The sequence below is a fragment of the Cupriavidus sp. TMH.W2 genome (assembly GCF_050847365.1).
Classification (GTDB): domain Bacteria; phylum Pseudomonadota; class Gammaproteobacteria; order Burkholderiales; family Burkholderiaceae; genus Cupriavidus.
In genome coordinates, this window is record NZ_CP193792.1 from 2,471,716 (window position 1) to 2,490,293 (window position 18,578).

Annotated in this window: 13 protein-coding genes; 8 read left to right on the forward strand and 5 right to left on the reverse strand. The window is 67.0% G+C overall.

Going from position 1 to position 18,578, the window contains the following annotated elements; all coding sequences use genetic code 11:
- Nucleotides 1–311: 311 nt before the first annotated feature.
- Together ACREYQ_RS11405 and ACREYQ_RS11410 are read left to right on the forward strand one after the other, a co-directional pair.
- On the forward strand, nt 312–1,988 hold the full coding sequence (locus tag ACREYQ_RS11405; RefSeq protein WP_432257711.1) for an L-lactate permease: 1,677 nt from the start codon (nt 312–314) through the stop codon (nt 1,986–1,988).
- A gap of 160 nt (nt 1,989–2,148) precedes the next feature.
- Complete coding sequence (locus ACREYQ_RS11410; RefSeq protein ID WP_432257712.1) at nt 2,149–3,978, forward strand: ABC transporter ATP-binding protein; 1,830 nt, start codon at nt 2,149–2,151, stop codon at nt 3,976–3,978.
- A gap of 172 nt (nt 3,979–4,150) precedes the next feature.
- Here ACREYQ_RS11410 and parC read toward each other — a convergent pair whose 3' ends face one another.
- From parC to ACREYQ_RS11425, 3 genes are all read right to left on the reverse strand, one after another.
- Nucleotides 4,151–6,493 (reverse strand): DNA topoisomerase IV subunit A, encoded by a 2,343-nt coding sequence (parC, locus tag ACREYQ_RS11415; RefSeq protein ID WP_432257713.1) that lies wholly within the window; start codon nt 6,491–6,493, stop codon nt 4,151–4,153.
- Between the two features lie 72 nt (nt 6,494–6,565).
- A complete protein-coding gene (locus ACREYQ_RS11420) occupies nt 6,566–7,366 on the reverse strand; it encodes a lytic transglycosylase domain-containing protein (RefSeq protein WP_432257714.1) in 801 nt (266 codons plus the stop codon).
- 53 nt (nt 7,367–7,419) lie between these two features.
- Entirely contained in the window at nt 7,420–9,411 is a 1,992-nt protein-coding gene (locus tag ACREYQ_RS11425) for a DNA topoisomerase IV subunit B (RefSeq protein ID WP_432257715.1), read from the reverse strand.
- A 360-nt stretch (nt 9,412–9,771) separates the two neighbouring features.
- Between ACREYQ_RS11425 and ACREYQ_RS11430 the strand changes: the two genes are divergently transcribed.
- Both ACREYQ_RS11430 and ACREYQ_RS11435 read left to right on the forward strand, forming a co-directional pair.
- Nucleotides 9,772–10,983, forward strand: coding sequence for an MFS transporter (locus tag ACREYQ_RS11430; RefSeq protein WP_432257716.1), 1,212 nt, complete (start codon nt 9,772–9,774; stop codon nt 10,981–10,983).
- Nucleotides 10,980–11,123: a hypothetical protein gene (locus ACREYQ_RS11435; RefSeq protein ID WP_432260448.1), complete on the forward strand. Its 144-nt coding sequence runs from the start codon at nt 10,980–10,982 to the stop codon at nt 11,121–11,123. Before ACREYQ_RS11430 ends, ACREYQ_RS11435 begins: the two co-directional genes overlap by 4 nt.
- 19 nt (nt 11,124–11,142) lie before the next feature.
- Here the strand turns inward: ACREYQ_RS11435 and ACREYQ_RS11440 are convergent, their stop codons facing one another.
- The gene (locus ACREYQ_RS11440; RefSeq protein WP_432257717.1) at nt 11,143–13,074 is read right to left on the reverse strand and encodes an ATP-binding cassette domain-containing protein; all 1,932 of its coding nucleotides are present in this window, start codon (nt 13,072–13,074) and stop codon (nt 11,143–11,145) included.
- A 333-nt stretch (nt 13,075–13,407) separates the two neighbouring features.
- Here ACREYQ_RS11440 and ACREYQ_RS11445 point away from each other — a divergent pair, with 333 nt between their 5' ends.
- A complete protein-coding gene (locus ACREYQ_RS11445; RefSeq protein ID WP_432257718.1) occupies nt 13,408–14,586 on the forward strand; it encodes a benzoate/H(+) symporter BenE family transporter in 1,179 nt (392 codons plus the stop codon).
- Nucleotides 14,587–14,607: 21 nt separating this feature from the next.
- On the opposite strand, the gene ACREYQ_RS11450 is transcribed toward ACREYQ_RS11445, so the two are convergent.
- Nucleotides 14,608–15,117, reverse strand: coding sequence for a hypothetical protein (locus ACREYQ_RS11450; protein WP_432257719.1), 510 nt, complete (start codon nt 15,115–15,117; stop codon nt 14,608–14,610).
- A gap of 265 nt (nt 15,118–15,382) precedes the next feature.
- Here ACREYQ_RS11450 and ACREYQ_RS11455 point away from each other — a divergent pair, with 265 nt between their 5' ends.
- The 3 genes from ACREYQ_RS11455 to ACREYQ_RS11465 all read left to right on the forward strand — a co-directional run bounded on the left by ACREYQ_RS11455 (nt 15,383) and on the right by ACREYQ_RS11465 (nt 18,493).
- A complete protein-coding gene (locus tag ACREYQ_RS11455; protein ID WP_432257720.1) occupies nt 15,383–15,715 on the forward strand; it encodes a DMT family transporter in 333 nt (110 codons plus the stop codon).
- Between the two features lie 72 nt (nt 15,716–15,787).
- Nucleotides 15,788–16,159: a helix-turn-helix domain-containing protein gene (locus ACREYQ_RS11460; protein WP_432257721.1), complete on the forward strand. Its 372-nt coding sequence runs from the start codon at nt 15,788–15,790 to the stop codon at nt 16,157–16,159.
- A 264-nt stretch (nt 16,160–16,423) separates the two neighbouring features.
- On the forward strand, nt 16,424–18,493 hold the full coding sequence (locus ACREYQ_RS11465; protein ID WP_432257722.1) for a hypothetical protein: 2,070 nt from the start codon (nt 16,424–16,426) through the stop codon (nt 18,491–18,493).
- Nucleotides 18,494–18,578: the final 85 nt, after the last annotated feature.

Sequence of the window (18,578 nt, forward strand, 5' to 3'; positions counted from 1 at the left end):
TCGGCCGCTCATGCTGCATCGCAACGGGTGCGCATCCTTTTGCAACAGGCGCCGTTTAGAGTACTCTGGACAGTGTGGCGGAAAGGCCGCACATGCGCTGTCATGCCCCCCGGGGGCAAACCCTGATCCCTGAATGTGGCTCATGGCAGGCATGACGCGATGTACGGCAGCCACGAGGGAACCCGTTCTTACAATCCCTGTTCTTTGCCGATGCGCGGCGGCAGCCGCGCGCCGGTGCAAAGCGCCTGCGGGATGTCCAGGGCACGCAGATTGCCCGGGCGCCCGAGCCAAACCAGAGGAGGATTTCCATCGTGTGGAGTCAAGTCTATGACCCGCTAAGCAATATGGCGCTGTCCACAATTGCTGCGGGGATACCCGTCGCCGTGCTGCTGGTCGCACTGGCGTTCTTTCACATGCAGGCCCATCTTGCCGCCGGCCTGGCGCTGGCGGTGGGCATCGTGGTGGCTTCCGCGGTGTTCGGCATGCCGTCGGCCATGGCCGGCAAAGCGGCCGGACTGGGCATTGTCTCCGGCCTGTTCCCGATCGGCTGGATCGTTCTCAACATCATCTTCCTGCACCGGCTCACCACGCTGAACGGATCCTTCAAGGTCTTGCAGACCTCGATTTCCGGCGTCACCGAAGACCGCCGCCTGCAGCTGCTGCTGGTGGCCTTCAGCTTCGGCGCCTTCTTTGAAGGCGCGGCCGGCTTCGGCACCCCGGTGGCCGTGACCGGCGCCATCCTGATCGGCCTGGGCTTCTCGCCGCTGGCGGCCTCGGGCCTGGCGCTGATCGCCAACACCGCGCCGGTGGCATTCGGCGCGCTGGGCGCCCCGATCATCGGGCTGTCGTCGGTAACCGGCATCGACCAGGTCACGCTGTCCGCCATGATCGGCCGTCAGCTCCCGTTCTTCTCGGTGCTGGTGCCGTTCTGGCTGATCTGGGCCTTCGCGGGCTTGCGCGGCATGCTCGCGATCTGGCCGGCGATCCTGGTGGCCGGCGTGACGTTCGCCGTCCCGCAGTTCCTGGTGTCGAACTTCCATGGCCCCTGGCTGGTGGACGTGATCTCGTCGCTGGTCTCGATGGGCTGCCTGACCCTGTTCCTGAAGGTCTGGCATCCGAAGGAGATCTGGACTTCGACCAAGATCCTGGGCCGCCACGACGAATCCAAGGTCGACCACCCCGAGGCGCTCGAAGCTGACGCCCGCGCCACCGCCGCCTCGGCCGGCATCTCAGTGGCGAAGGCGTGGATGCCATGGGTCATCCTGACCGTGTTCGTCTTCGTGTGGGGCATCCCCGAGTTCAAGAAGATGATGGACGCCCTGTGGCAGTTCAAATTCCCGGTGCCGGGCCTGGACAAGGCGATCATCAAGCACCCGCCGGTCACGCCCAAGGAAATCGCCGAACCGGCGGTGTTCCTGTTCAATGTGCTGTCGATGGCCGGCACCGGCATCCTGGTGTCCGCGGTGGTGGGCGGCGTGCTGATGGGCTACTCGATCCCGCGCATGCTCAAGGAATACTGGGAAACCATCAAGCTGACCAAGTTCTCGCTGCTGACCATCAGCGCCATGTTCGGCATCGGCTACCTGACGCGCTATTCGGGCCTGGATGCGACGCTGGGCCTGGCCTTTGCGCAGACCGGCGTGCTCTACCCCCTGTTCGGCACCATGCTGGGCTGGCTGGGCGTGGCACTGACCGGGTCGGACACCGCCTCGAACGTGCTGTTCGGCGGCCTGCAGAAGACCACGGCGGAGCAGCTTGGCCTGTCGCCGGTGCTGATGTCGGCGGCCAACAGCTCGGGCGGGGTGATGGGCAAGATGATCGATGCGCAGTCGATCGTGGTGGCCTCCACCGCAACCAAGTGGTACGGCCACGAGGGCGACATCCTGCGCTATGTGTTCTTCCACTCGATCGCACTGGCGATCCTGGTCGGCATTTTCGTCACGCTGCAGGCCTATGTGCCGCCATTCACGCATATGGTGATCCACTGACCCATGCGGCCACGGCCGCATGTCATTGCAGCCGAAGCCCCGCCCCTGGCGGGGCTTTTCCATGGCGCAAGGCGCGTATCATGTTGTGTCTGATCCGCCGCACGCCCGCCCGGCTTCCCACGAAGACGCCAGGGCGCGCCGGGCACAACGGGAACCTGCCATGTTGCGTCGCCTGGAAAGACTGATCGACCCCTTCCGGGGCATGCCCGACCACGAGCCGCCCGGCCAGGTCTGGCGCTTTTATGCCTGGTACCTGCGCGAAGTCTGGGGCGTGTTCGTGCTGTTGTTGCTGGTGGGCCTGGTCGGCGCGCTGATCGAGGTGGCGCTGTTCAGCTTCCTCGGCCGGCTGGTCGACATGGCGCAGACCACGCCCGGCGCGGAATTCTTCAGCCGGCACCGCAATGAACTGCTGTGGATGGTGGCGGTGGCGGTGCTGCTGCGTCCCATCTTCTTCGGCTTGCACGATGTGCTGGTGCACCAGGTCATCAACCCCAGCCTGGCCAACCTGATCCGCTGGCAGAATCACCGCTACGTGCTCAAGCAGAGCCTGTCGTTCTTCCAGAACGACTTTGCCGGGCGCATCGCGCAGCGCATCATGCAAACCGGCTTCTCGCTGCGCGATTCCGCCGTGCAGGCGGTGGATGCGCTCTGGCACGTGGTGATCTACGCGGTCAGCTCGCTGGTGCTGTTCGCGCAGGCCGACTGGCGGCTGATGATCCCGCTGCTGCTTTGGATCGTCTGCTACGTGGCGGCCCTGCTCCATTTCGTGCCGCGCGTGAAGCAGCGCTCGGTGGTGGCCACGGAATCGCGCTCGCGCTTGATGGGGCGCATCGTCGACGGCTACACCAATATCACCACGCTCAAGCTGTTCGCCCATACCCGGCACGAGGAAGACTATGCGCGCGACGCCATGGCCGAGCAGACCGAAAAGACGCGCATGGCCGGGCGCATGGTCAGCGGCATGGACATCACCATCACCGCCATGAACGGCGCGCTGATCGCCGGCACCACCGGGCTGGCGCTGTGGCTGTGGAGCGAGGGCCATGTCACCACCGGCGCGATTGCGCTCACCACCGGGCTGGTGATCCGCATCAACAATATGTCCGGCTGGATCATGTGGGTGGTCAACGGCATCTTCGAGAACGTCGGTCAGGTGCAGGACGGCATGAAGACCATTGCCGTGCCGCGCAAGGTGACCGACCGCCCCGGCGCGCAACCGCTGCGCGTCACGCAGGGCGAAGTCCGCTTCGAGCTAGTGGGCTTCCACTACGGCAAGGGTTCCGGCGTCATCGAAGGCGTGAACCTGACCGTGCGGCCCGGCGAGAAGATCGGACTGGTGGGCCCCTCCGGCGCCGGCAAGTCGACGCTGGTCAACCTGCTGCTGCGCCTCTACGACGTGGAAAGCGGCCGCATCCTGATCGACGGCCAGGACATCGCCGCGGTCACGCAGGAGAGCCTGCGCGCGCAGATCGGCATGGTCACGCAGGACACCTCGCTGCTGCACCGCTCGATCCGCGAGAACCTGCTCTACGGCAAGCCTTCCAGCACCGAGGCCGAACTGGCGCAAGCGCTGCACCGCGCCCGCGCCGACGAGTTCACCCCGCACCTGGTCGACGCCTACGGCAATACCGGGCTGGAGGCGCAGGTCGGCGAGCGCGGCGTGAAGCTGTCAGGCGGACAGCGCCAGCGCATTGCCATCGCACGGGTCCTGCTCAAGAACGCGCCGGTCCTGATCCTGGACGAAGCCACCTCGGCGCTGGATTCGGAAGTGGAAGCGGCAATCCAGGAAAGCCTGGAAACCCTGATGCAGGGCAAGACCGTGATCGCCATCGCGCACCGGCTGTCGACGATCGCGCGCATGGACCGGCTGGTGGTGCTGGACAACGGCCATATCGTCGAAAGCGGCACGCACGCGCAATTGCTGGCGCAGGGCGGGCTGTATGCGCGGCTGTGGGCGCACCAGACGGGGGGATTCGTGGGCGTGGATTGAGTCGCCTGTTTGCTCCCCTCGCCCGCTTGCGGGGTAGGGGCAGGGGGAGAGGGCAGGACTTTGGCAAGCATGACAGCGTCTCACTTCGTGGAGACGCCAGCCCTCTCCCCCGCCCCTCTCCCATAAATGGGAGACGGGAGCCAACATTCGCCTGGGCTGACGGTTCAGCTAATCAGTTGCCGCTGGCCGGCGGGTCGATCCTCACCGGATCGATGCGCGGCTCCTTGAGCCTGGCTTCGATCGCCTTGCCCTTGCGCGCGCGCTTGCCCACGTAGGCCTGCAAGGCCACGCCTGCCAGCTTCTGCGAGGTCGGCTTGCCACCGCGGCCCGCGCCCGAGAGCATCAGCCCCGGCGCGCCGACGCCCACGGCCTGCAGCAGCTTCTCCTTGGGCTCCAGCTCCATCAGGATCACGCCGCGTCCGCCGGCGGACAGCACCTTCACTTCATCCAGCGCCACCAGCAGCAGGCGGCCGTTGCCGGACAGGCAGGCGGCATGGGTAGCCTCGTCGCCCAGCGGCGCCGGCGCCAGCGCCCTGTCGCCTTCATCGAGCGTCAGGAACGACTTGCCGCCCTTCTGCCGGCTGATCATGTCGCCCACCCTGGTCTGGAAGCCATTGCCGCCCGCGGTGGCAATCAGCATGCGCTGCTCGGCTGCGCCCGCGAAGGTGTGCGCGACCTGGCTGCCGGACTGCAGTTCGATCAGCGTGGTGATGGGCACCCCGTCCCCACGCCCGCCAGGCAGGCTGGCGACCGGCACGGAATAGACCCGGCCGTTGGTGCCGAAGGCCAGCAGCACGTCGACGGTGCGGCATTCGAAGGTGCCGTAGAGTGCATCGCCGGCCTTGAAGGTGAACTGCTGCGCGTCGTGCCCATGGCCCTGGCGCGTGCGCACCCAGCCCTTCTGCGACATCACCACCGTCACCGGCTCGTCGACCACGCGCACCTCGGCGGCGGCGCGGCGTTCTTCCTGGATCAGCGTGCGGCGCGGGTCCTTGTCTTCCGGGCTGTACTGTTTGGCGTCGGTCTCGATCTCCTTGATGATGCGACGGCGCATCATGGTCTCGGATTTGAGCAGCACGTCCAGGTCGGCCTGCTCCTCGCGCAGTTCCTTGAGCTCCTTCTCGATCTTGATCGACTCGAGGCGGGCCAGCTGGCGCAGCCGGATTTCCAGGATGTCCTCGGCCTGGCGGTCGCTCAGGCCGAAGGCCTCGATCAGCGCCGGCTTGGGCTCGTCGCTCTCGCGGATGATGCGGATCACCTCGTCGATATTGAGCAGCACCAGCATCCGGCCTTCGAGGATATGGATACGGTCCTCGACCTTGGCCAGGCGGTGGCGCGTGCGGCGCGTGACGGTGTCGAAGCGGAACGCGATCCACTCGGACAGGATCTCGCGCAGGCCCTTCTGGCGCGGACGCCCGTCGGTGCCGATCATCACCAGGTTGATCGGCGCGCCCGACTCCAGGCTGGTATGCGCCAGCAGCGTCTGGATAAATTCCTGCTGGGCGATGTTCTTGCTCTTGGGCTCGAACACCAGGCGCACCGGCGCATCCTTGCCGGATTCATCGCGCACCGCGTCCAGCACCGCCAGCATGGTGGCCTTCAGCTGCTGCTGGTCCTGCGTCAGCGCCTTCTTGCCGGTCTTGATCTTGGGGTTGGTGATTTCCTCGATCTCTTCCAGCACCTTCTGCGCCGACGTGTTCGGCGGCAGCTCGGTCACCACCAGCTGCCACTGGCCGCGCGCCATCTCCTCGATGGTCCAGCGCGCGCGCACCTTCAGGCTGCCGCGCCCGCCTTCGTAGATCTGGGCGATGTCGGACGCCGGCGAGATGATCTGGCCGCCGCCCGGGTAGTCCGGCCCCGGCATCAGCGCCAGCAGCTCGGCCAGTGTGATGCTCGGGTTGCGGATCATCGCCACCGTGGCCGCGGCGACTTCGCGCAGGTTGTGCGGCGGGATCTCGGTCGCCATGCCCACCGCGATGCCCGAGGCGCCGTTGAGCAGCACGAACGGCAGCCGCGCCGGCAGCAGCCTGGGCTCCTGCATCGAGCCGTCGTAGTTGGGGGCGAAGTCGACCGTGCCTTCGTCGATCTCATCGAGCAGCAGCCGCGAGATCGGCGTGAGGCGCGCCTCGGTGTAGCGCATCGCCGCCGCGCCATCGCCATCGCGCGAGCCGAAGTTGCCCTGGCCGTCGATCAGCGGGTAGCGCAGCGAGAAGTCCTGCGCCAGGCGCACCAGCGCGTCATAGGCGGACTGGTCGCCGTGCGGGTGGAACTTGCCCAGCACGTCGCCGACCACGCGCGCGGACTTGACCGGCTTGGCGTCGGCGCGCAGGCCCATCTCGTGCATCGCGAACAGGATGCGCCGCTGCACCGGCTTCTGGCCGTCGGCCACCTCGGGCAGCGCGCGGCCCTTGACCACGCTGACGGCGTAATCCAGGTAGGCACGCTCGGCGTAGCGCGCCAGCGTCAGCGAATCGGCCGGCTCTTCAGGTTGAAACGTGATGTCTTGTTGTTCCATGGGTAGGCAAGAATTCGGCGCGCCACGATGAACTGCCGGCGCGCCGGGTTGCTTGTTGTTCGGTAGTGCCGGTCAGGGCATGGCACTGCGCCCGCCACCGATGACCATCTTCACGCGCGGGCCGTCGCCGCTGGCGCTGGCGCGCGCCAGCACCGCGCCCTGCTGCGGCTGGTACAGCCGGTAGAACTGCAGCACGGTGCTGACATACTGCTGGGTCTCCGGGTAAGGCGGAATGCGGTTGTTGTAGCGCTGCACCGCGCCCTCTCCGGCGTTATAGGCAGCCAGCACCAGCTCGAGGTTGTTCGGGAACAACTGCATCAGCCAGCTCAGGTAGCGCACGCCCGCGGTGATATTGGTGCGCGGATCGGCCAGCTTCTGCTCGACGGTGCGGCGCGCATCGGCGCTCACGCCAAAGCGCGCGCCGGTGTCGGGGATCACCTGCATCAGGCCGATCGCGCCCTTGGGCGACACCGCCGCCGGGTTGAAGCCCGACTCCACCGCCATCACCGCCTTGACCAGCGCCGGGTCCACGTCCTGCTTGCCGGCGATCTGGTGGATCAGCGGCTCGACCGTCTTGATATTGGGATGGTTGACGACGTAGCGGTACAGCTTGTGCTGTTCCAGGTCGATGTCGCCACCGGCGGCTGCCTGCCCCTGCCGCGCGGCCAGGCGCGAGGTATCGAGCTTGCCGCCGTCCCTCATGAACAGCTTGTAGCGCGCGTCGAGCTTCTGGTCGGCAAAGTGCGCAATGCCGTCGGCATCGATAAAGCCCCACAGCTCGGCATGCGCCGCCGGCACGAAGGCGAGCCCGGCCAGCGCCAGCAGGGCTGCTGCCGCCTTGCACCATGCATTGCCGGGGATTGTCGTCTTCATCGTGCGTTCCAGAGTACGGCGGACCGGAGCGGGCATTATGCGCCAATCGGGCCTCAGATATCGGCCTCGACCTCGTTGCCCTTTTCTTCCAGCCAGCTGCGGCGCTGCGCGGCCTCGCCCTTGCCCATCAGCATGTTCATCATCTCGACGGTCTGCGGCAGGTCGTATTCGCCCAGCGATACGGGCAGCAAGCGGCGCGTATCGGGGTTCATGGTGGTTTCCCAGAGCTGTTCGGCGCTCATTTCACCCAGGCCCTTGAAGCGCGAGATCTGCCACGAGCCGTCCTTGACGCCATCCTTGAGCAGCTTGTCCTGGATGGCCACGAGTTCACCCTCGTCCAGCGCGTACAGCTTCTGCGCCGGCTTCTTGCCGCGCGCGGGCGCGTCGACGCGGAACAGCGGCGGACGCGCCACACAGACGTTGCCGGTCTCGATCAGCTTGGGGAAGTGGCGGAAGAACAATGTCAGCAGCAGCACCTGGATATGCGCGCCGTCCACGTCCGCGTCGGACAGGATGCAGATCTTGCCGTAGCGCAGGTTGGACAGGTCGGGCTCGTCGCTGGCGCCGTGCGGGTCCACGCCGATCGCCACGGCGATATCGTGCACTTCGTTGTTGGCAAAGAGGCGGTCGCGCTCGGTCTCCCAGGTATTGAGCACCTTGCCGCGCAGCGGCAGGATGGCCTGGAATTCCTTGTCGCGGCCCATCTTGGCCGAGCCGCCGGCCGAGTCGCCCTCGACCAGGAACAGTTCGTTGCGGGTCACGTCGGTCGACTCGCAGTCGGTCAGCTTGCCGGGCAGCACGGCCACGCCGGAGCCCTTCTTCTTCTCGACCTTCTGCGCCGCGCGCGTGCGTGCCTGCGCCTGGCGGATCACCAGCTCGGCCAGCTTCTTGCCGTACTCGACATGGTGGTTCAGCCACAGTTCCAGCGCCGGGCGGCTGAAGGTGGACACCAGCCGCACCGCGTCGCGGCTGTTCAGGCGTTCCTTGATCTGGCCCTGGAACTGCGGGTCCAGCACCTTGGCCGAGAGCACGAACGAGGCGCGCGCGAACACGTCTTCGCTCATCAGCTTGACGCCCTTGGGCTGCAGCGCGTGCATCTCGATAAAGCTCTTCACCGCCTGGAACAGGCCTTCGCGCAGGCCGGATTCATGCGTGCCGCCGGCCGGCGTGGGGATCAGGTTGACATAGGACTCGCGCACCGGCGCGCCGTCTTCAGTCCAGGCCACCACCCAGGAGGCACCTTCGCCATCGGCAAAGCCTTCCTCGCCGGGATTGGCGTCGGGGTCGGCGAAGTGCTCGCCCTCGAACATCGGGATCACCAGTTCCGCACCGCTGCCCTGGGCCAGGGACTCGACCAGGTAGCCCTTCAGGCCCTGGTCGTACTGCCAGGTCTGGCGCTCGCCGGTCTTCTCGGTCACCAGCGTGACCTTGACCCCCGGCAGCAGCACCGCCTTGCTGCGCAGCAGGCGCTGTAGTTCGGCCAGCGGGATCGCGGCCGAATCGAAATATTTGGCGTCCGGCCACACCTGCACGCGGGTGCCGCACTTCTTCTCGCCACGCTCGAGCTTGCGCGAGGCCAGCGGCACGGTCACGTCGCCGCCGGAGAACGTCAGCGTCGAGCACATGGCATCGCGCCATACCGTCACGTCGAGCTGCGTCGACAAGGCATTGGTCACCGACACGCCGACGCCGTGCAGGCCGCCCGAGAAGGCATAGGCGCCGCCCTTGCCCTTGTCGAACTTGCCGCCGGCATGCAGCCGGGTAAAAACGATCTCGACCACCGGCACGCCTTCTTCCGGGTGGATACCCACCGGGATGCCGCGGCCGTCGTCCTCCACGCTGAGGCTGCCGTCGCGATGCAGGGTCACCAGGATCTCGGAGCCATGGCCGCCGAGGGCCTCGTCCGAGGCGTTGTCGATCACCTCCTGCACGATATGCAGGGGGTTGTCGGTCCGGGTGTACATGCCGGGGCGCTGCTTGACCGGCTCCAGGCCCTTCAGGACCCGGATGGAAGATTCGCTGTACTGACTGGTTTTGCTCGCCATGGAGTCGCTACGAAAGTGATGGTCCCGGCTGCCGCGAGGCGCACAACTGTGCACGCGCCGGGGCACCGGGCACTGCATTGTAATGGAAGCGGGCGACGGCAATCCCGCCAAAAAGCACTCGCCACGCCAGCCCGCGCCAGCACCGGTTTGCCGGGCCAGCGCCACTTTTTGCCGGGGCGCCGGCAAGTCGGGCGCCGCCGTACGCGTTTTTCCGAGCCGGAGTAAACTCGCCACCACCCGGCCCCGGCAAGCCTGATTGCCGTCCCGGCACGGACAACAACAACAACAACAACAACAAGCACACACAATCCCTGTCGGCGCCGCCCTACCCGGTGGGACTGCCGCACACCGAGCCAAGACATGCAGAACCGACAACTCTCCCTGACCACCGTCCTCGTGTGCGGTGGACTGCTCGTCACACTTTCCATGGGCATCCGGCACGGCTTCGGCCTGTTCAACCTGCCGATCACCCAGGCCCACGGCTGGAACCGCGAGACCTTCGCCTTCGCGCTGGCGCTGCAGAACCTGATGTGGGGCGCCAGCCAGCCGTTCGCCGGGGCGCTGGCCGACAAGTTCGGCGCGCTGCGCATCATGCTGATCGGCGTGGCGCTGTACGTGGCCGGGCTGGTGGTAATGGCGCTGGCCACGAGCGGCACCGCTTTTGCCACCGGCGCGGGTGTGATGATCGGCATCGCCCAGTCCGGCACCACCTACAGCATCGTCTACGGCGTGATCGGCCGCGTGGCCAGCCCGGAAAAGCGGGTCTGGGCCATGGGCATCGCCGCCGCGGCGGGCTCGTTCGGCCAGTTCCTGATGATCCCGGTGGAACAGGGCCTGATCTCCGGCCTGGGCTGGCAGAACGCGCTCTACGTGATGGCGTTGATGGCCTGCGTAATGCTGCCGCTGACACTGACGCTGCGCGAGCCGCGCGAGGCGGCCCACACCGGCGGCCACCACCAGACCATCGGCCAGGCCATCCATGAAGCCTTCGGCAACCGCAACTTCCAGTTGCTGACGCTGGGTTACTTCGTGTGCGGCTTCCAGGTGGTCTTTATCGGCGTGCACCTGGCACCGTACCTGAAGGACCAGGGCCTGACCGACCCGAAGGTCGCCGTCGTGGCGCTGGCGCTGATCGGGCTGTTCAATGTGTTCGGCACCTATACCGCTGGGGCGCTGGGCCAGCGCCTGCCCAAGCGCTACCTGCTGTCCGCCATCTACCTGACGCGCTCGGTGGTGATCGCCGGCTACCTGCTGCTGCCGCTGACGGTGGCCAGCACCTGGGTGTTCGCCGCGCTGATGGGATTCCTGTGGCTGTCGACCGTGCCGCTGACCAACGGCATCATCGCCCAGGTGTTCGGCGTCAAGTATCTGTCGATGCTGTCGGGCGTGGTGTTCTTTTCGCACCAGATCGGCAGCTTCCTGGGCGCCTGGCTGGGCGGCTACCTCTATGACCGCACCGGCGGCTACAGCACGGTGTGGCTGATCTCGATCGCGCTGGGCATATTGGCCGCGCTGGTGAACCTGCCGATCCGCGAGCAGGCGCTGGTGCGCGCGCAGCCGGCCGCGGCATGATGACGGCAGCCCGCGTCCGCGTGGCGAAGGCAGCCGGGCTGGCAGTGCTGGCCGGGCTGCTGGCGCTTGGGTTCGTGGGCTACCTGCGGCCGTCGTTTATGGTCGATCTGACCAATATGGTGCTGGCGTGGTGCGGGTAAGGCGAGCCCCGGCCGACCCTCAGGCGCCCTCGCCCTTCGACTTCGCTTCCAGCACTTCCCAGCGCTCCAGCGCCTCCAGCAGCTCCATCTCGATCTCGTCGTGCCGCGTGGCCAGCAGCGCGGCCCCGGCCGCATCGCTGACATAGAGCGACCCATCCGCCAGCTGCGCCGAGATCGTCTTCTGCTCGGTTTCCAGCGACGCAATGCGCTCCGGCAGGCCATCCAGCTCGCGCTGCTCCTTGTACGACAGCTTGACGGTCCGGTTGGCGCCGCGCGCCTCGCGCGAGTCCTTGCCGCGGGCCGGCTCCGCGGCCTTCTGTTCCGGCTTGCGCGCCGCCTGCAGCGCCGCGCTGCGGGCCGACTGCTCGACCCAGTCGGAATACCCGCCCACCGACTCGCGCCACACGCCGTCGCCCTCGGCGGCCAGGGTCGAGGTCACCACGTTGTCCAGGAAGGCGCGGTCGTGCGACACCAGGAACACGGTGCCGCCGTAGTCCTGCAACAACTCTTCCAGCAGTTCCAGCGTGTCGATATCGAGGTCGTTGGTCGGCTCGTCCAGCACCAGCACATTGGCCGGGCGCGCGAACAGGCGCGCCAGCAGCAGCCGGTTGCGCTCGCCGCCCGACAGCGACTTGACCGGCGAACGCGCGCGCTCCGGCGCGAACAGGAAGTCGCCCAGGTAACTCATCACATGCTTGCGCTGGCCATTGACCTCGACCCAGTCGCTGCCCGGGCTGATGGTGTCGGCGAGCGACTTCTCCAGGTCCAGCGCGGTGCGCATCTGGTCGAAGTACGCCACCTGAAGGTTGCTGCCATTGCGCACGGTGCCGCCGTCCGGGGCCAGTTCGCCCAGGATCAGCCGCAGCAGCGTGGTCTTGCCGGCGCCGTTGGGGCCGATCAGGCCGACCTTGTCGCCGCGCATGATGGTGGCGGTGAAGTCGCGCACCACCACCTTGTCGCCATAGGCCTTGCTGACATCGGTCAGCTCGGCCACGATCTTGCCGGAGCGGTCGGCCTGCGATACTTCCAGCCTGACGTTGCCCTGCACTTCACGGCGTGCGGCGCGCTCGTTGCGCATCGCCACCAGCCGCTGGATGCGCGACACGCTGCGCGTGCGGCGCGCCTCCACGCCCTTGCGGATCCACACCTCTTCCTGCGCCAGCAGCTTGTCGAACTTGGCCTGCTCGACCTGCTCGGCGGCCAGCATCTCTTCCTTGCGCGCCTGATAGGCGGCGAAGTTGCCGGGGAAGGACACCAGCCGGCCGCGGTCCAGTTCGATGATGCGCGTGGCCACCCGGTCCAGGAAGGCGCGGTCGTGGGTGATCAGCAGCACGCTGCCGCGGAAGCCCAGCAACAGGTCTTCCAGCCAGCGGATCGCTTCCACGTCGAGGTGGTTGGTCGGCTCGTCCAGCAACAGGATGTCGGGCTCGGCCACCAGCGCCTGCGCCAGCGCCACGCGTTTCTGCAGGCCGCCGGACAGTGCGTCGACGCGCGTGTGCGAATCCAGCCCCAGCCGCGCCAGCGTGGTTTCCACGCGGGTGCGCAACTGCCAGGCGCCGGCGGCGTCGAGTTCGGACTGCAGCCGGTGCAGTTCGGCCAGCGCGGCTTCGTCGTCGTGTTTCTCGGCCACGCGGTCGGCGGCGGCCTCGTAGCGCACCAGCAGGTCGTGCGCGTCGCCCATGCCCTGGGAAACTGCATCGAAGACGGTGATGCCCGGCTCGAACTGCGGTTCCTGCGGCACGTAGGCGCTGGTCACCCCGCTCTGGCGCGCGATCAGCCCGTCGTCCGGCGCCGACAGCCCGGCCACGATCTTCAGCAGCGAGGACTTGCCCGAGCCGTTGCGCCCGATCAGGCCCACGCGCTCGCCGGCCTCCAGCGAAAAGTCGGTGTGATCGAGCAGGGCCACGTGCCCGAAGGCAAGCTGGGCGTCGGTAATGGAAAACAGGGCCATGGGAGAAAGACGAGACGACGAGAGAAAGGAGGGACGGCCCCGCAGCCGGGGCTGGCGGGGCACGGCAGCCCGCATTGTAGACGACCGGGGCGGGGCCAAGGCCGGCCCCCAAAAAGAAGGGCCCGCGCACTGCGGGCCCAAGAGTCTCTCCTCGGTGCCCTGCTCGCAAGGCACCAAGCCAGCATAACAACGCCCCCTCGCCCGCTCCAGTCGGACAAGTCCGTAAGGGAAAGTCCCGTCATCCCCCATGGCGGGACCCGGCCGGCGCAAATTGGTACGGCCAAGGCACTCATGCGAAGATGTCGGCCGTGCCAATGCGCTTGCCGCCGCCCCATGACCACCGCCTCGCTGAAATTGTCCGACCTGTCCGTGTCCGCGCTTGTCGCCGGGCTGGTCGCCACGCTCACCGGCTACACCAGTTCGCTGGTGCTGATGATCCAGGCCGGTCACGCCGCCCACCTGAGCGATGCGCAGATCTCGTCCTGGATCTGGGCGCTGTCGATGGGGATGGGGATCACCACCATCGGCCTGTCGCTGGCGCTGCGCGTGCCGGTCGTGGTGGCGTGGTCCACGCCCGGCGCGGCGCTGCTGATCGCCAGCCTGCCCGGCGTGCCCTACGCCGAAGCCATCGGCGCCTTCCTGCTGGCCTCGCTGCTGATGACGGCCGCCGGCATGACCGGCTGGTTCGACAAGCTGATGCGCGCCCTGCCGGCCAGCATCGCCTCGGCGCTGCTGGCCGGCATCCTGTTCCGCATCAGCGTGGATGTGTTCGTGCAGGCGCAGCACCAGACCGTGCTGCTGCCGGCCATGTTCGGCGCCTACCTGCTCGGGCGGCGGCTGTGGCCGGCCTATGCGGTGCCGGGCGTGCTGCTGGCGGGGGTGGTGGTGGCCGCGGTGCTCGGCCAGCTCGATTTCTCGGGCGTGCGGCTGGAGCTGGCGGCGCCGGTGTGGACCACGCCGGCATTCTCGATGCAGGCCTTCGTCAGCATGGCGATCCCGCTGTTCATCGTGGCGCTGGCCTCGCAGAACATCCCAGGGCTGGCCGTGCTGCAGGCCGATGGCTACCACGTGCCGGCCTCGCGCCTGATCTCGATCACCGGGCTGGCCTCGGCTGTGCTGGCGCCGTTCGGCTCGCACGGCATCAACCTGGCGGCGATCACTGCCGCCATCTGCACCGGCCCGCAGGCCGATCCCGACCGCAACCGCCGCTATACCGCGGCCGTGGTCTGCGGCATTGGCTACCTGGCCGCGGGCACGCTGGCCGCCAGCATCGCCGCGCTGTTCGCCGCCTTTCCGCAGGCACTGGTGGTGGGCGTGACCGCGTTCGCGCTGATGGGCTCGATCGCCAACGGCCTGACCGTGGCCATGCAAACCCCGGCCGAGCGCGAAGCGGCGCTGCTGACCTTCATGATCACGGCCTCCGGCATGACGCTGGGCGGCGTGGGCTCGGCGTTCTGGGGCGTGGCGGGCGGAATGCTGGCCTTCCACGTGCTGCGCCCGCGCGCGGCCTGATTGCCGCCCGGGAGCAGCGCGCTACAGCAACAGGAAAGCCAGATCCGACAGGCCAATCTCTTCCGGCGGCACACCCTTGCGGCGCTGGAACAGGATGTGCTGGAGCACGCGGTCCCGGTGCGCGGCGAAAGTGTCCGGGTCCAGCCGCAGCGCCACGCGCGCGTAGTGCTCGGCCATCAGCCGATAGACCCGATGCCGCACCAGCAGCATCTCGTTCTCGGCATGCAGCTGGCTCATGGCGCTGGCGTGCTCATCTTCCAGCTGGCGCATTCCCACCACCACCCGGGCGTGCATGCCCCGATACCGGTCGGTCTCCGCGTGCGCCTTGCGCAGCTCCTCGCGCAGCGAGCGCACTTCATGCATCAGCTTCAGGTTGTGCTGCACACCGCGCTGGATGCGCGCGGCCTCTTCCAGCGCGGTGTCCGCCGCTGCAATGGTGTCCTGCCATGGATTCGTGTCCGGCGCGAAGTCCGCGTCCCCGGACGCGGATGACGTCGAGACAACGGTGTCGTCAGTGCCAGTGTGATGCATACCGCTCCCCTTACCCCATGCCCGCCGCCGGCATCGTCGGGTCCGTGCCGGCCTGGTCGGGCGAACGACCGCGACTACCTGTATGACTGTCTTGCACTGCGGGCCGGCATGCGCCCGCTTCTTTTCCTCTTTATAGCCACATTCAATCCCCCATCGCCGCTTTGCACAACCACCGCAAGGGAGGGACGCGGCTTTGGCGCAACACGCGCGGGCGCTAAGATGCCGGCTTCGGCCCGTTTCGGCCCGCCCCCGCTTTCTGTCTCCCATGAACGGATACCTGCTCCTCGCCCTCGCCATCGTCGCCGAAGTCATCGCCACCAGCAGCCTGAAAGCCTCGCAGGGCTTTACCCGGCTGGTGCCCAGCGTGCTGGTGGTCGCCGGCTATGTCGCCGCCTTCTACCTGCTGATGCTGGTGATGCGCACCGTGCCGGTCGGCATCGCGTATGCGATCTGGAGCGGAGCGGGGATCGTGCTGGTGTCGCTGATCGCCGTGGTGCTGTATCGGCAGGTGCCGGATCTGGCGGCGTGCGTTGGGATTGGTCTGATTATTGGCGGCGTGGCCGTCATCCAGCTGTTTTCGAAGACCAGCGCGCACTGATAATGGGTATGCTCGCCGGTGGATCATATTCACCAGTCTTGATGCCGCCACCGTGGAAACGGAGTGATCACCATGGATATCCGTCCCCTGCACACCGAAGCCGACTACAAGGAAGCGCTGGCCGCGGTCTCCGCCCTGGTCGACGCCGGCCCTGCTCCCGATACGCCTGACGGCGACAAGCTGGAAATCCTTGCCATGCTGGTGGAGCACTATGAAGCCGGGCACTTCCCGCTGGACTTGCCCGACCCCCTGGCCGCCATCCGGTTTCGCATGGAGCAGGAAGGCCTGGCGCCGCGCGACATGCAGCCCTACCTGGGAAACCTGAACCGGGTCTATGAAGTGCTGAACGGCAAGCGTGCGTTGAGTCTCGCCATGATCCGGCGGCTCACTCGCGAACTGAAGATCCCGGCGGAAGTGCTGATCGCCGAGCGTACCGGCACTTGAGCTTGCGCAGCGGCAACCGGCTCAGGCAGCGCCAGTGCTTCTCTTCTGCCAGTTGTCAGGCCAGATTGCATCCCCCAAACTGGTGAGTGGGATGAAATCTGACGCCCTTCCTTCGTGTGGTATTCGCTCGAACAAGTGAAAACGTACAGTTCCCCCGGCGTGGGCGGAGGTCAGCGGTCGTCATCGCCTGAAAGAGAACCGCATTCCGCCATTCGTGGCCCTCCCGCGCAATATCACCCATAAAAGAACGGGAGGAAGTACCTTATGAAGAGTCATCGCTCGAAACTTGCGCTGGCCATGGCCAGCGCCGCACTGGTAACGCTTGCCGGTTGCGGCGGCGGAGACGGCAGCAGCACGGCCCCGCCTCAGACGACCACGGCACCGGCCGCAAAGACCGTGATGAGCGGCACCGCCGCAACCGGCGCGGCTCTTGCCAATGCCAACGTCACCATCACCAACAGCAGCGGCAACTCGCCTTGCGAGGAAGCGTCGATCACGACGACTGCCCTGGGCACCTACACGTGCACGCTCAAGAGCGCAGAGACCGCTCCCTTCTTTGTCGTGGTGACCGATCCGACCGGCAACAGCGCTCCTCTGGTGAGCATAGCCACGACCACCCCTGCCGCGGGCGCCGCGCTGACGGTCAACGCCACGCCGCTGACCACCGCCATCGTTGCCCAGCTTGCCTCGGACGGTAACGCGCTGTCCGTGGTCAACAGCAAGACCGTCGACACCGCCGCGTTGAAGAAGGTGACCACCAACGTCCTGGCGCAGCTTGCAAACGTGCTGAAGTCGATCAGCGCCCCGGCAGACTACGACCCGTTCAGCACCGCCATTGCCGCGGCAACACCCTCCAGCGCTGGCAATACGGCGGACCAGCTCCTGGACATCGTCAAGGTGACCACCGATCCGACGACCGGCAAGCCGGCGATCGCCACGGTCGACAACCCGACGCCCATCCTCCTGGCCGGCGCGGACAACAGCGGCACGGCGCTGCCAGCTCCTGACGCCGGCCTGTCCGACCTGCCCAAGGCCGCGCAGCTGGTCGCCAAGTCGCTGACCGCCTGCTTTGCCTTGCCGACGTCCCAGCGCGTGCTGGCGACCGACACCAGCGTGCCGGCGGCCCAGGGCGGACCGACCGTGACCTCCGCGGCGCCCGCGTGCCAGAATATCGCGGCAGCCAGCAATAACGCGGCAGGCGTGGAATTCCTGCACAACGGCTTCGAGGCAGGCCAGTATCTGTACAACACGCTCACCAGCGATACGATGACCGGCGCGCAGTTCAGCGTCCCTGAGGTGATGGCCTTCTACGGCGCAAGCAGCACCACGTCGGGCAAAGACGAAGCCGTGCTGAACATCAAGTACCTGGATGCGGCAGGCAACCCCGGCAACCTGATCACCGTCGCGCGCAATATTGCCAGCGGTTCCACGCAGGCGCACCCGAGCACGTGGTGGCTGGTTGGCAACCAGCAGCCGGTTGACGTCACCGTGCGGCCCCTGGTGCGGCGGGTGGAGCAGATCAACCCGGCCAATACCCAGGTATTCAGCCGGTTCCAGACTGGCATCCAGTTCCAGGTGAACGCAAAGGGGCCGGGCAGCGTCACCGCCGATGGCACCCTGACCTATGCCCGCGTGACCGGGCCGATGCTGCCCAAGGCAGGGCTGGTCTATATCGCTCCGGTCAATGCGGAAGTCGGCCAGAACTACATGGATGTCAGCAACAAGGTCGGGTCGGTGACCAACACGACGCGTTGCGGCGGCTCCAACGGGGGCGCGCAGAGCTACAACTGCCCGAACTTCTGGATTGGCCGTACCGCCGGCCTGACCGGCACCGCCGCCACCACCTTTGCCAACAATGCGGGCGGACCGTCCTGGGCGCAGACTTCGGACAATCTCGATACGACGTTCCCCGCCAAGGGCCAGCGCTACCAGATCGAGCTGTTCTACGGCAGCAAGACCACGCCGACCTACACGTACCACAAGACCCTGCTGAGCGACATGATCGTCGCCACCCAGGCAGTGAACTTGCCGTGGAATACGCCGGGCAGCGCAACGCTGGCATTCCTGGATCCGAATGGCAGCCTTGCCGGCGCGCAGACGTCGACCAAGACTGACTGGATCCAGAACATTGCCGCCGAGCAGATTGGCAGTGTTGCAGTAACGGTTGACGCGATCGGCAGCTACAGCACGTCCAAGCAGGCTCCCAAGGGCGTGACTTCACTCGTGGTCGAGGCCCCGGTCCCGGCCATGACGTCGTCGTCGGTACGCGCCGTGCTGTTTGGCTATCGGATGCTGAACAACAGCAACAAGACCGCCGTGTACACCTACAACTGACCGCAACTGGCGCCCGGGGCGACACTGCGAAGTGTCGATCCGTCGCTGCCCCGCCAGGCCTCGTGCCGGCGGGGCTTTTCCTTTG

Excerpts from the sequence above, each read along its gene's own strand:
- ACREYQ_RS11410 (WP_432257712.1), top strand. The coding sequence starts at position 2,149 with ATGTTGCGTCGCCTGGAAAGACTGATCGACCCCTTCCGGGGCATGCCC.
- parC (WP_432257713.1), bottom strand. The coding sequence starts at position 6,493 with ATGGAACAACAAGACATCACGTTTCAACCTGAAGAGCCGGCCGATTCG.
- ACREYQ_RS11420 (WP_432257714.1), bottom strand. The coding sequence starts at position 7,366 with ATGAAGACGACAATCCCCGGCAATGCATGGTGCAAGGCGGCAGCAGCC.
- ACREYQ_RS11425 (WP_432257715.1), bottom strand. The coding sequence starts at position 9,411 with ATGGCGAGCAAAACCAGTCAGTACAGCGAATCTTCCATCCGGGTCCTG.
- ACREYQ_RS11430 (WP_432257716.1), top strand. The coding sequence starts at position 9,772 with ATGCAGAACCGACAACTCTCCCTGACCACCGTCCTCGTGTGCGGTGGA.
- ACREYQ_RS11435 (WP_432260448.1), top strand. The coding sequence starts at position 10,980 with ATGATGACGGCAGCCCGCGTCCGCGTGGCGAAGGCAGCCGGGCTGGCA.
- ACREYQ_RS11440 (WP_432257717.1), bottom strand. The coding sequence starts at position 13,074 with ATGGCCCTGTTTTCCATTACCGACGCCCAGCTTGCCTTCGGGCACGTG.
- ACREYQ_RS11445 (WP_432257718.1), top strand. The coding sequence starts at position 13,408 with ATGACCACCGCCTCGCTGAAATTGTCCGACCTGTCCGTGTCCGCGCTT.
- ACREYQ_RS11450 (WP_432257719.1), bottom strand. The coding sequence starts at position 15,117 with ATGCATCACACTGGCACTGACGACACCGTTGTCTCGACGTCATCCGCG.
- ACREYQ_RS11455 (WP_432257720.1), top strand. The coding sequence starts at position 15,383 with ATGAACGGATACCTGCTCCTCGCCCTCGCCATCGTCGCCGAAGTCATC.
- ACREYQ_RS11460 (WP_432257721.1), top strand. The coding sequence starts at position 15,788 with ATGGATATCCGTCCCCTGCACACCGAAGCCGACTACAAGGAAGCGCTG.
- ACREYQ_RS11465 (WP_432257722.1), top strand. The coding sequence starts at position 16,424 with ATGAAGAGTCATCGCTCGAAACTTGCGCTGGCCATGGCCAGCGCCGCA.